Here is a 12,588-nt window from a genome sequence, read left to right as displayed (position 1 = left end):
TCCTACCTTATAAGAGCACCTACAGTCAGTTGGACGACCAGTACTGGAAAGGTCTGAAGGAAATAGAAGAAGGGCTCTAAAAGCCCGTCTTCTATTTCTTATTCTCTTCAGACTGGTTATCATGCATAGGATGGTTCGGATCCTTTTCAATCTTTGAAATGAAGATGTTCCGTAGGATTACCGTAACAATCCAGAAAGCGAATACAGCAAGAAGAATGATTGTAACAGTCGCATTATTTTCAAAATCAAGCATGAACAAAAGGACGATGATCAAAAGAGATGCATTTATAGTATCCAGAAATGTACATCTTTTCAGTGGTTTGTTATTCATATGAATCCTCCAATCGAAGTCATTATAACATAATCCATAATCGGATTTGCCAAATAGTAGCATAAATGATAAGTTATTAAGAGCTTAATGAGAAGTTAATGAGAAGGTGATGAAATGATAACCAAGACAACATCGATTGAGTCATTTCAAAAGTTGTTGCAGGAAAAAAAGAATTTTTTCTTCATGAAGCATAGCAGTACTTGTCCAATTTCAGCAGCTGCCTTCGAAGAGTTCCAAAAATTCCATTATGAAAGGGATATGGACGGCTATTATCTTATCGTACAAAATAACCGTGATCTCTCCGATTATATTGCAGAGAACTTCAACGTAAAACACGAATCGCCGCAGGCGTTCTATTTTGAGGATGAAGAAGTGAGATGGCAAGATTCGCATAATAACATTACACTTAAAAACCTTTCTGCCGTTGAAGATTAAAACCAGGACAATGTCCTGGTTTTTTTATAATGGATTGAACATCACTCTATTCTCTCCCTGTTTCTTCGCGGCGTGAAGCATATCATCTGCCTCCTTGAACAACCTGCCTTTCGTTTCCGGGATCACGGGTTGATAGGCGATGCCTATGGACACCGTCAGCCGGACATTCTCGGTTTCGCTGACATGGAAACGCGCCCGCTCTACGCTATTGCGAATCGCTTCAGCCAGGCGCACCGTACGGTCGAATGAGAGGTCTTTCATCACCATCGAAAACTCTTCTCCGCTACTCCTGTATAAAGTGCCGCCACTCGGTACATGATTATCCAGTAGATGGGCCATCTGTTTAATCAGGGCATCGCCAGAAGTATGGGTATATTTATCGTTGATCAGACTGAAATTGTCTATATCAATAAGCAGAAGGCTGAGTGTATCGGATTCGTCCATGAGTTCGGTGACCGCATTATCAAGGGATTTAACATTGCCGAGTTGGGTCAGGAAATCTTTGTACTCTTCTTCTTCATACCGTTTCAAAAGGGCAAGGATGGCATTTACGTCTTCATACATCATCACGGCAGTAAACATCACCACCGTACTTGCCCCGATGAACAGAAACATCTGCCATAAGGTAAGGGGCTGAACGAACATATGAATGCTGATTACGTAAAACAGCGTAAAGATGACGGTGGTTGCTGTCAGTGATTGTAGTTTCCGGATACGGACGAAAGGCAGAATCATCATGATGAAAAAATAAAGGATGAAGAATATCAGATAGATCTGCCACTCGAAATCAAAGATAATATGATGAAAGAGGTAGACGACCCCGACAGCGCCGATGATGAGGTGTGTGGCGCTGTACTTGATCAGGATCAACAAAGGTATGAAATATAGGCTGAACGTCATCCCCGCCAAGTGCAGCGGCACCATCAACAGCAGAACAGCTATGGTGGTCATCAGCAGCGCCTGGAAAACATCGGAATCCATGAATTTGCGATCTTCGATATACTGCAGGCGATGGAACAGGTAGATACCACTGATCGTGATGGATATATTGAGTACGAAATCGATGAGCATGCCTGTCCCTCCTAAATCTTAACTATTCCAGATCTAGATTTTCACGTAATTCATTTCTAGTCGAATTAAATGAAGAATCGTCAGGAATAAAATACCATAGACCATCGTCCAGCCTCTGATCCGTCCCTTCAAGAGTCAGACGTTCTATATTTTGCGCAGCCTTCTGATAGTTGGAACGAAGAGCATTCATTTCCTTGAACGGGATATTAGTACGGACATTCTCACCCATGACATCCAGGATTGAACCGAAGTTTGCTACTGTTTTAAGGCTAAGCATTTCCTGGCCGATGCTTTCAACTACCTGCTGTTGTCTCTTCTGTCTCCCCGAGTCGCCGCCCGCACCTTCGGATTTACGGCTTCTGGAAAAGGCGAGAGCCATATCCCCGTCCATCTCATAGGTTTCGCCAGCTGTAAACTGGTAGCCGGATTGTTCGAAGGTGTCTTCGCTTGTAACCGTGATGCCACCAAGTTCATCGACTATGGTGGTGAACCCATCCATATTTATCGAGAGGAAATGGTCTATCGGCATATCGAGGAAGTTTTCCACTGTACGGGAAGCCATCTCAGGGCCACCGTAGGCATAGGCGTGGTTGATCTTCTCCACTGTGTCGCGGCCTACAATCTCTGTACGTGTGTCCCTCGGTATGCTGAGCATGCGGCCTTCATCAGTGTTCGGGTTGAGCGTCACCACCATGATGGTGTCGGAACGTTGGCCCATGCCACTTGCATTCCGCGACTCATCATCATCGGTTCCGAAGAGGACGACGGAGATGGGGTCGCCGTCTTTGAAGCTTACATCCGTCTCCCTGAGGTCTGAGGTTTCTGATGTGAACTCATCATCATACATGTCATTTGCAGCACCTTTCAACTGCAGATATACATAAGCGAAAATACCGATCAATACGATGACTGAGATTATGAGCAGAGTAAGTAATATTTTGAGGACGGGATGCATCCCGCCTGTTCTTCTATTCATATTAGATCTCCTTTTTCTTGATTAAGATAATTATACAATGAATTTGAGTGTAATTAAAATTATATATGTAGTAAGATTGATGACCGATACATAATTGAAGGTTAGTATGATATAGTGGGTTGGAGATAACTAGTGATGGTGATGGAATGTATACTCTATTTTTATTGACGGTTTCGTTTCTTATTTCATTGATTCTGACACCGCTCTTCATATGGGTTAGTCGTAAATTTGGTTTTGTCGACTATCCAAACAACAGAAAAGTCCACCGGACCCCAATTCCATACCTTGGGGGTGTGGTGATTTTGATATCGTTCATTATTGGTGTCATCATCTCACGTCCGATAGAAGCTGAATACAAGGCAATCATATTCGGCGGAATCGTCATCGTGATTGTAGGCATCATTGATGATAAATATGATCTTAAACCTGGCCTTAAGCTAGTAGGGCAGATTGCAGCAAGTCTGGTCCCGGTATTTTATGATGTGGTGATCGACAGTGTGACTCCATTTGGCATCGAAATCGAATTCGGTATATTCTCCATTCCGATAACCATCATCTGGATAGTCGGCATCCTGAATGCGATCAATCTGATAGATGGGTTGGATGGGCTTGCTACAGGAGTCTCCGTAATCGCCCTTTCAAGTATCGCGTTCATCACGATTCTCCAGGGCAATATTTTTGTTATGATGATCTGCGCAATCCTTATCGGAGCGTGTATCGGGTTTCTGGTCTACAATTTCCATCCAGCAAAGATATTTCTTGGTGATAACGGGGCGATGCTGCTTGGTTTCATAATCAGCGTGGTATCGTTGATGGGCTTTAAGAACATCACCCTCATTTCACTGTTCTTCCCGATCATCATTCTCGCAGTTCCTTTCATCGACATGTTCTTCGCTGCGTTAAGAAGGTATCGCAGTAATGTCTCCCTGGTCAAAGCAGACCGTAGCCACATCCACCACCGGCTGCAGAATCTTGGGTATTCGCATGCTGAAAGTGTAGTGTTGATCTATTTCATCGCGCTCCTCTATTCCGGTGCAAGCATCATCCTCTATTTTTCTACGATACCTGGTGCCATCATCATGTCGCTGCTTTTGATCCTCACAACCGAGATAATCGTTGAGGCGATCAATCTGGTGGACAGTGACTGGAAGCCGGTCCTTAACTTTGCCAGAAAGATTTTCCACCGCATACTGCCATAATCAGCTGACGGCACTTTCAGTTTGGATGATATCCATCTCTTCCAGGTTGGAAGTGTCTTTTGTGATTTCTTTGAGACGGGTGCGGAAAAACTCCATATCATCAATTTTCACGTGGAGTAGGTATGCAACCTTATCGGTATATGAAATGTCCTTGATTTCAATATCCGTATCAGCAATTGTGTGCTCGAACCTACTGGTATAGGTATAATCCATGGTCACTCTGCATGGCACTACATCGATTTCGATCACTTTGCCTGCTGCCTCAACTGCTTTGGCTGCAGCTCCGGAGTACGCACGTATCAGTCCGCCAGCCCCTAACTTTATCCCGCCGAAGTAGCGGGTGACTACCACCGTGACATTATAAAGAGCTTCTCTTTTCAACACTTCCAGTATGGGGACGCCTGCTGTGCCTGAAGGTTCACCATCATCATCCGCCTTTTGGACCATTGCACTCTTTGTAATGATGTATGCGCTGCAGTTATGGGTCGCATCCCTATGCTCTGCCTTGATTGAAGCGATGAATGCCTTTGCTGCTTCTTCTGTATCGGTGCGTGCAATGTATGTGATGAAGCGTGATTTATTGATGACGGTTTCAACAGATTCATCGGTTCTGTTCATATATTCTTGTTCCATCCATTTCACCTCTTAAAAATATATTAACACATGGACGAAAGCGATTGGAATGTAGTAAACTGTTATCAAGTGTGAATCGGTAATTGGAGGGGCGAGTATGAAAATAGCGGTGGTTGTGGACTCTACGTCCTATCTGCCCGAAGGGCTAAAAAAGAAGTATGATATCCGTACCATCCCTCTTAATGTAGTCATTGGAGATACAGCCTATAGGGAAGATGAAGATATAGATGCAGACGCATTCTTTGAAAAGATGAACGAGATGGCCGACCTGCCTGGCACCAGTCAGCCGTCGATAGGCGACTACATCCTGCTCCTTGAAGCTTTGAGGAGCGAGGGATATACAGACGTCATCAGTGTGCATCTGTCGAGTGAGATAAGCGGAACCTATCAGAACGCCATGGCAGCCGGAGAGAGTGTCGATGGAATCAAAGTCCATGCCGTCGACACAGAGATTGCCTGCTATGTGCAGGGCTTCATGGCTCTTTATGCGGCTCAGCATAAGGACGACATGCCCTTGGATGGTTTGATGGATCGGCTGGAGGACATGAAGCGGAAAAAGCATACGAATGCTTATTTCGTAGTAGACACATTGACGAACCTTCAGAAGGGAGGGCGCCTATCGAACGCCCAAGCAATGTTAGGCAGCCTGCTGCAGGTCAAGCCGATACTGGAATTCCAAGATGCGAAGATCGTACCCTTCGAAAAGATACGAACTAAAAAGAAGGCTTTAAAACGCGTAGAAGAACTCTTTGCGAAGGAAATGGAAAAGCATAAAGGTAAACCGGTGACTGCTGTGGTCATCCACAGCAACGCAGAAGAAGAGGGTAGGCGTTGGATGGAGAAGCTCCAGTCGGAGTATCCGGATGTTACGTTTAGATTGAGTTATTTTGGCCCTGTCATTGCGACGCACCTTGGTGAGGGTGCGTTGGGCTTGGGTTATACCACTTTTGAGGTGGATACAGAATATTAGTGAGAAGGCGCAGTTTGTTTACTGCGTCTTTTTTTAATGGGAAAGGGAGTGGATAAATGATATTGGAGCGGACAGGTACAATACTCTTTAAAAATGAAGGTGTCGACATCACCATTCCAAAGTGTCATCGCTGTGGCAATGGGCGACGTGAGCATTTTTACACATATCGATCGCCTCTGCACGAAAAAGAGGTATCCTACTGCTTGAAATGCGTGAATCTAGGGCGTGCAGACACAATGACACCATTATACTGCAGCACATCCGTAGACCGTTGCGACAGTGCCGGGTACATTTTGGATTTTGAACTGACGGAACAGCAGGTATATGCTTCAGCCAGGATCATCGGGGCCTTGGAGGGGCGTCACCATCTGCTTTTATATGCAGTGACTGGTGCGGGCAAGACTGAGATGACGTTTGCGGCTGTTTCACGGGCAAGGCAGAATGGGATGAATGTTGCCTTTGTCTCCCCGAGAATCGATGTGGTAAAAGAAGTATACATCCGGTTGGAGCGGGCCTTTTCGGGCAGTGCCATCAGCCTCATGTATGATGGCGTCAAACAGGTGCGCGGTCATCATTTCGTCGTATGTACCATCCATCAGCTCTATAACTATATCGATCATTTTGATTTTGTCATCGTCGACGAGACTGACGCTTTCCCCTTGCCGGAAGATCCGCTGCTCATGCAATCGATCAGCCGGGCGTGCAGGGAGGGGGCATCGATCATTTATATGTCTGCGACCCCGTCACGAAAACTGATCAGGCGGGTCGGTAAAGAAAACGTGGTGATTCTACCGGAACGCTATCATGGCTATAAGCTCGCCATACCGAATATTCGGTATATCGACGTTGGAAAGGGTGTCTACAGGAACAGGGTGCCCGCCGTCTGCATAAAAGAACTGGAAGGTGTCTTGAATGCCGGGAGGAAAGTGATGGTGTTCTTCCCGGACATTGCATTGATGAAGAAGATGCATCAGCTGATGCAGCGCGAATTCCCAACAATCGAGACAGTGTATAGTGCTGATCCTGACCGCGACGGTAAAGTGGCCCGTATGCGGGCGGGGGAGACTGATATTCTCTTTACGACCACCATATTGGAACGTGGCGTGACGTTCGATCGGCTGGATATAATCATCATCCATGCAGAAAGATTCAGTAAAGAGAGCCTTGTGCAGATGTGCGGCAGGGTTGGAAGGAAACGGACCGATCCAATCGGTAATATTTGCTTCATGGCTGCCTATAGGACCTCTTCCATCACGGCTGCACAGAAGATGCTCAAATCCTTCAATGCAGGAAGCATCAAGATATGATCTGCCTATACTGTCATTCAAACATCCAGGAGGAGCCTGATATAATCACCCTTTTCAAGAAACCCAGCCCTCTATGCCTCGTTTGCCGGGAACTGCTGACAGAATGGCGTACCGGTCTGCGCTGTGACTTCTGCCACCGCCTGATGGAAGAAGATTGGCATAAATGCATGGATTGTGACTTTCTGAAGCGGCGTTTCACGCCACCCGCCAAGATTACTTGCCTCTTGGAATACAATCAAACGGTTAAAATGCTGTTCCATAGATATAAATTCATGGGCGATTACGCACTGTCAGAAGTTCTCGCGGAGCTGCTGGATATAGATCTGCAGGGGTACGATGCCGTCATCCCCATCCCGTTGTCTGAAAATCGGTTTGGAGAACGCGGATACAATCAGACGGCAGCAGTGCTTGAGCAGAAGCGGATAGTCTATAAAGAAGCGCTTGCCACCACCGATAGAGCGAGACAATCGGAACTGAGTAAGGTGTTGAGGGTCAATGGGGAGAACCCTTTCAGTGTCTTGAACGGGAGTGAATTCCGCGACCGACGCCTTCTGCTGGTCGATGATGTATATACGACCGGCATGACAGTGCATCATGCACTCGAGAAACTCTACACCATTTCCCCATCCTCAGTTGATGTGCTAACGTTTTCCAAAGCATGAACATTCTGATATAATGAAAGTAGTAAGAATAACGTACTCAAGGAGGGGTTTCATCATGATAAGATGTGAAATTCGAGGAGAGAACATTGAAGTAACCGACGCCATCAGAAGCCACATAGAGGAAAAAGTGGGCAAACTGGAACGTTACTTCACCAATGCTCCCAATACACACGCTCATGTCAACATCAAGACCTATAATAACAAGAAGGCTAAAGTTGAAATCACAATTCCTATGAAAGACCTGACTCTGCGGGCGGAAGAGAGCCATGATGACCTGTATGCAGCCGTCGACCTGATCATCGACAAGCTGGAAAGGCAAATCAGGAAACATAAGACCAAAATCAACCGTAAGTTCAGGGAGAAGAATCCGGAGCAGGATTTCCTGGCAACACTTGAAGCGGCAGATAACGGTGATGAAGAGGCGGAAGAGACATCTGAAATAGTACGTTCAAAGCAATTCCAGCTTAAACCGATGGATTCTGAAGAGGCAGTGTTGCAGATGAATATGCTCGGCCATGATTTCTTCATCTTCAACGATAGGGAAACTGATGGTACAAGCATTGTCTATAAACGCAGAGACGGTAAATATGGTCTTATCGAAACCAATTAAAGAGTGGTTCCATGTTTTTTTGAGACCTGTTGAAAAGGATCCCCCGGCTATAGTCGGCCAGGGATCCTTTTTGATTCCTTCATTTTATTTTTAGCCCATTTAGTGCTATTATTATTGAATGAATATAGAGTGAAATTAGTGAGGAGAGAAATCCATGGGTATTTTGGACAAAGTCTTTGACGGCAATAAACGGGAGTTGCGTTCTCTCCAGAAGATCGCAGAGAAAGTCGAGGCGTATAAAGAAGAATTCGCCAGATTGTCGGATAGCCAACTGCAGGCGAAGACGGATGAATTCAAAGCAAGGCTTTCCGAAGTTGAAGATGATAAAGAAGACAAGATGCTTGATGAAATTCTTCCTGAAGCATTTGCAACAGTCAGGGAAGCTTCAAAGCGGACGCTTGGCCTTGAGCCGTATCCAGTACAGATTATGGGGGGCGTGACGCTTCATAAAGGCGATATCGCTGAAATGAAGACCGGGGAAGGTAAAACACTCACAGCAACGATGCCCGTATATCTGAATGCACTGACCGGAAAAGGGGTTCATGTAATCACTGTCAACGAATATCTTTCCGCCACCCAGATGGAAGAAATGTCCGTCCTCTACAATTTCCTCGGGCTGAGTGTAGGATTGAACATGAATGCCAAAAACAGTGAAGAAAAAAGGGAAGCTTTCAATGCCGATATAACATATACGACAAACAATGAACTTGGCTTCGACTATTTAAGGGATAATATGGTGACATATAAGAAAGACCGTGTCCTACGCACACTGAATTATGCGATCATCGATGAAGTCGACTCCATTTTAATCGATGAAGCGCGTACACCACTGATCATCTCCGGTAAAGCTGACCAGTCGAATACACAATATATCAGGGCCAATGCTTTCGTTAAGATGTTGAAGGAAGATGAAGATTTCACATATGATGTGAAATCGAAAAACATCCAATTGAATGATGAAGGTATGGAAAAAGCCGAGAAATGGTTTAAAGTCGACAACCTGTACGATGTCAAACATGTTAACCTTCTGCACCATATCAATCAGGCATTGAAGGCCCACTTCTCAATGCAAAACGATATCGATTATGTGGTCGAAGACGAAAAGATCGTCATAGTCGATCAGTTTACAGGAAGAAAGATGAAGGGACGCAGATTTTCCGATGGGCTGCACCAAGCCATCGAAGCCAAGGAAGGTGTCGATATCCAAAATGAATCAAAAACGATGGCATCGATCACTTTCCAGAACTTTTTCAGACAGTTCAACAAGCTCTCAGGCATGACCGGTACAGCCAAAACGGAAGAAGAGGAATTCCTCAATATATACAACATGAAAGTAACGGTCATCCCGACCAACAAACCACTTGCCAGGATTGACCGCACCGATAAGATATATTCGACCAAGGAATTCAAATTCAAGAATGTGATAGAAGAAGTGGTTGAACGCTACCGATTAGGGCAGCCGGTCCTGATAGGTACGGTCGCTGTCGAGACAAGTGAGTACCTCTCGGAGATGCTCCGCAAAAAAGGAGTCAGGCACAACGTACTTAATGCGAAGAACCACGGGCGGGAAGCTGAAATAATCGCCAATGCAGGTAAAAAAGGCGCTGTAACAATCGCCACGAACATGGCCGGACGTGGTACGGACATCAAACTCGGTGAAGGTGTGACTGAACTGGGTGGACTCGCCGTTATAGGGACAGAGCGGCATGAATCCCGTCGCATCGACGACCAGTTGCGTGGCCGTGCAGGCCGTCAGGGGGACGTTGGAGTCAGCACATTCTACTTATCCCTAGAAGACGATTTGATGAAGCGGTTCGGGTCTGAACGGATGCAGAATACCATGCAGCGACTGGGTATGGCCGAAGAGGAATTGACTTCCAAAATGATTTCCAGGGCAGTCGAATCGGCGCAGAAACGTGTAGAAGGCAACAACTTCGATGCACGTAAGAAGTTGCTTGAGTATGACGATGTACTGCGCCGTCAGAGGGAAATCATCTATGAAGAACGTAATGAAGTGATAGATGAAGAAGATGTGCGCGCCCAGTTGATGGGGATGATTGAATCATCCGTCGAACGTACCGTAGACTATTATATTCTGGAAGACGAAGAGCTTATAGATTATCAGCAGTTTGTCCAGACTGTCGCCGATATGTATCTGTGGGAAGAAGAGATTACTGTTGATGAAATACGTGGGCGTGAAAATGAAGAAATCACAGCCCTTATCCTGGAAAAAGTACAGGCGGATCTCGCAGCGAAGGAAGCGAAGCTCGGCTCAGAAAAGATGCGGCTATTCGAGCGTATGATGATGTTGCGTACAATCGACCAGAAATGGGTTGAGCATATAGATAGTATGGACCAGTTGAGGACGGGCATCCATCTGCGCTCATATGGGCAGATCAATCCTCTTAGGGAATATCAGAATGAAGGCTTGCAGATGTTTGAAGACATGCTTGTCGCGATAGAGGACGATACAGCACGATATGTCATGAAGACGGAAGTCAAATCTGATGAGGAGATCAAGCGTGAACAAGTCATTGCAAAAAATGAAATGCATGCAGGGGACAGTAAGGAAAAAGCGAAAAAAGGCCCAGTAAAGAAAGAGATGAGGGTGGGTCGGAATGACCCTTGTCCTTGTGGATCAGGAAAAAAATATAAGAATTGTCACGGCAAATAAGAGAAAGAAGGGTAATTATGGAAATACATGAAATCAGGAACTTCATTACGGAGATGCACGGTAAATTAGATGACTTTAGGGGGTCTCTTTGACTTAGAGGAAAAAGAAACGCAGATAAAAGAGTATGAAGAGCAGATGACCGACCCGGGTTTTTGGGATAATCAGGAAAAGGCTCAGGAAGTCATAGATAATAACAACAATTTGAAGAAAGTTGTAGATGAGTTCCATGCCATCGAGGAAGCCGTTGAGGATATGGAAGTATCCCACGAGCTGCTCAAAGAAGAAGATGATGAGGAAATGTATCAGGTGCTTGAAGAAAATGTTGATCAAGTACGCGCCAAAATCGATAAATTTGAGTTTAACATGCTTCTGAACAATGAACATGATGAACTGGATGCGATTCTCGAGCTGCATCCCGGCGCAGGAGGCACCGAGTCCCAGGATTGGGCCGAGATGTTGCTTAGGATGTATCAGCGGTATGCCGACCAACAGGGCTTCAAAGTCAAGACGCTCGATTATCAGTCAGGGGACGAAGCTGGCGTGAAAAGTGTGGCACTACTCATCAGAGGGTTGAACAGCTATGGGCTGCTAAAAGCTGAAAAAGGGGTTCATAGGCTAGTGCGGATATCCCCATTTGATTCATCCGGAAGGAGGCACACCTCTTTTGTTTCCTGTGAAGTCACACCACAATTCGACAATAAGGATATTGAGATTGAAGTTAAACCAGATGACATCAATGTGGATACGTACCGTTCCAGCGGGGCCGGGGGACAGCATGTCAATACATCCGATTCAGCTGTCAGAATCACGCACCACCCAACCGGAATCGTCGTGACCTGTCAAAATGAACGGTCCCAGATCAAAAACCGGGAACAGGCGATGAATATGCTCAAGTCCAAACTTTACCAAAAAGAACTTGAGGAGCGCCGCGCGGAGATGGATGCCATCAAAGGAGAACAGAAGGAAATAGGCTGGGGTAGTCAGATCCGCTCCTATGTATTCCACCCATATTCCATGGTAAAGGATCACCGCACAAACATGGAGGTGGGCAATACCGAAAAGGTGATGGATGGGGATATCGGTCCCTTCATCAATGCCTACCTGCGCATGACGATGGATGAAAATTAAGTTCCGGCGTCCATACCCTACAGTATGGGCGTTTTTAAATATTCAATTAATGTTTATCTCACTCTTGTAGAGGGTAAGAGACCTATATAGTCTATATCATATGTAAAGGAGACAGTGTAATGAAAAAGATCTGGTTACTTATGAGTTTTGCATTGGTTCTCGTTCTCGGCGCCTGTGGAGGGTCTGGAGATGAGGAATCCACAGAAGAATCGACTGGTGAAGCAAGTACTGAGGAAGAAAGTAGTGCAGAGGAAAGCAGTGCAGATTCCGGAGATACAGAACTTGCCAAGCAAGCATATGAGCAAAATAACTGTATGAGCTGTCACGGTGAAAATCTTGAAGGCGCATCCGGTCCAGCACTTACAGATGTCGGCAGTAAGCTGTCGGAAGACGAGATACGTACACAGATTGAAGAAGGTGGCGACGGCATGCCTGCTGGCCTCATTTCAGATGAAGAGGAAATGGATGCCATTGTAAAATGGTTGTCCAGCCAAACAGGTGAGTAGGCTGTTCGATCATCGCATAGAAGGTGACGTGCAGTGATATTGCCTTAAAAACCCAAAACATAGAACTATGAGTAAAAGCGCCTGAC

General features: G+C 45.6%; 14 protein-coding genes. 9 read left to right on the top strand and 5 right to left on the bottom strand.

Translation table 11 applies throughout. The annotated features are described in order from the left end of the window. Nucleotides 1-91: 91 nt before the first annotated feature. Nucleotides 92-331, bottom strand: a complete 240-nt coding sequence (locus ACFFLE_RS04850; RefSeq protein ID WP_380570014.1) for a hypothetical protein — start codon at nt 329-331, stop codon at nt 92-94. A gap of 114 nt (nt 332-445) precedes the next feature. Between ACFFLE_RS04850 and ytxJ the strand changes: the two genes are divergently transcribed. Beyond that, the gene (gene ytxJ / locus ACFFLE_RS04845) at nt 446-766 is read left to right on the top strand and encodes a bacillithiol system redox-active protein YtxJ (protein WP_380570013.1); all 321 of its coding nucleotides are present in this window, start codon (nt 446-448) and stop codon (nt 764-766) included. Nucleotides 767-790: 24 nt separating this feature from the next. Here the strand turns inward: ytxJ and gdpS are convergent, their stop codons facing one another. Both gdpS and ACFFLE_RS04835 read right to left on the bottom strand, forming a co-directional pair. After that, nucleotides 791-1,837: a GGDEF domain-containing protein GdpS gene (gdpS, locus tag ACFFLE_RS04840; protein WP_380570012.1), complete on the bottom strand. Its 1,047-nt coding sequence runs from the start codon at nt 1,835-1,837 to the stop codon at nt 791-793. A 22-nt stretch (nt 1,838-1,859) separates the two neighbouring features. Next, entirely contained in the window at nt 1,860-2,813 is a 954-nt protein-coding gene (locus tag ACFFLE_RS04835; RefSeq protein WP_380570011.1) for an LCP family glycopolymer transferase, read from the bottom strand. 146 nt (nt 2,814-2,959) lie between these two features. On the opposite strand from ACFFLE_RS04835, the gene ACFFLE_RS04830 reads away from it, so the two are divergent. Further along, nucleotides 2,960-4,012, top strand: a complete 1,053-nt coding sequence (locus ACFFLE_RS04830; RefSeq protein WP_380570010.1) for a glycosyltransferase family 4 protein — start codon at nt 2,960-2,962, stop codon at nt 4,010-4,012. Here ACFFLE_RS04830 and ACFFLE_RS04825 read toward each other — a convergent pair whose 3' ends face one another. After that, a complete protein-coding gene (locus ACFFLE_RS04825) occupies nt 4,013-4,645 on the bottom strand; it encodes a YigZ family protein (protein WP_380570009.1) in 633 nt (210 codons plus the stop codon). Between the two features lie 97 nt (nt 4,646-4,742). Here ACFFLE_RS04825 and fakB point away from each other — a divergent pair, with 97 nt between their 5' ends. Further along, a complete protein-coding gene (fakB, locus tag ACFFLE_RS04820; protein WP_380570008.1) occupies nt 4,743-5,615 on the top strand; it encodes a fatty acid kinase binding subunit FakB in 873 nt (290 codons plus the stop codon). A gap of 56 nt (nt 5,616-5,671) precedes the next feature. Further along, nucleotides 5,672-6,922, top strand: coding sequence for a DEAD/DEAH box helicase family protein (locus ACFFLE_RS04815; RefSeq protein ID WP_380709732.1), 1,251 nt, complete (start codon nt 5,672-5,674; stop codon nt 6,920-6,922). A 71-nt stretch (nt 6,923-6,993) separates the two neighbouring features. Here ACFFLE_RS04815 and ACFFLE_RS04810 read toward each other — a convergent pair whose 3' ends face one another. Further along, nucleotides 6,994-7,182 (bottom strand): hypothetical protein, encoded by a 189-nt coding sequence (locus ACFFLE_RS04810; RefSeq protein WP_380570006.1) that lies wholly within the window; start codon nt 7,180-7,182, stop codon nt 6,994-6,996. 12 nt (nt 7,183-7,194) lie between these two features. Between ACFFLE_RS04810 and ACFFLE_RS04805 the strand changes: the two genes are divergently transcribed. From ACFFLE_RS04805 to ACFFLE_RS04785, 5 genes are all read left to right on the top strand, one after another. After that, nucleotides 7,195-7,584 (top strand): ComF family protein, encoded by a 390-nt coding sequence (locus ACFFLE_RS04805; protein ID WP_380570005.1) that lies wholly within the window; start codon nt 7,195-7,197, stop codon nt 7,582-7,584. Nucleotides 7,585-7,639: 55 nt separating this feature from the next. Next, the gene (hpf, locus tag ACFFLE_RS04800) at nt 7,640-8,194 is read left to right on the top strand and encodes a ribosome hibernation-promoting factor, HPF/YfiA family (protein WP_380570004.1); all 555 of its coding nucleotides are present in this window, start codon (nt 7,640-7,642) and stop codon (nt 8,192-8,194) included. A gap of 154 nt (nt 8,195-8,348) precedes the next feature. Beyond that, on the top strand, nt 8,349-10,868 hold the full coding sequence (gene secA, locus ACFFLE_RS04795) for a preprotein translocase subunit SecA (RefSeq protein WP_380570003.1): 2,520 nt from the start codon (nt 8,349-8,351) through the stop codon (nt 10,866-10,868). A gap of 17 nt (nt 10,869-10,885) precedes the next feature. Next, nucleotides 10,886-11,996, top strand: a protein-coding gene (gene prfB, locus ACFFLE_RS04790) for a peptide chain release factor 2 (RefSeq protein ID WP_380570002.1) whose coding sequence is annotated in 2 segments (ribosomal slippage) — nt 10,886-10,957 and nt 10,959-11,996 — 1,110 coding nt in all. Because the reading frame shifts where the segments join, the coding sequence is not laid out codon by codon here. A gap of 119 nt (nt 11,997-12,115) precedes the next feature. After that, nucleotides 12,116-12,502 (top strand): c-type cytochrome, encoded by a 387-nt coding sequence (locus ACFFLE_RS04785; protein ID WP_380570001.1) that lies wholly within the window; start codon nt 12,116-12,118, stop codon nt 12,500-12,502. Nucleotides 12,503-12,588: the final 86 nt, after the last annotated feature.

Source organism: Salinicoccus siamensis (assembly GCF_042429615.1).
GTDB classification, from domain to species: Bacteria; Bacillota; Bacilli; order Staphylococcales; family Salinicoccaceae; genus Salinicoccus; species Salinicoccus siamensis.
This window is presented reverse-complemented; position numbering and strand designations above follow the sequence as displayed.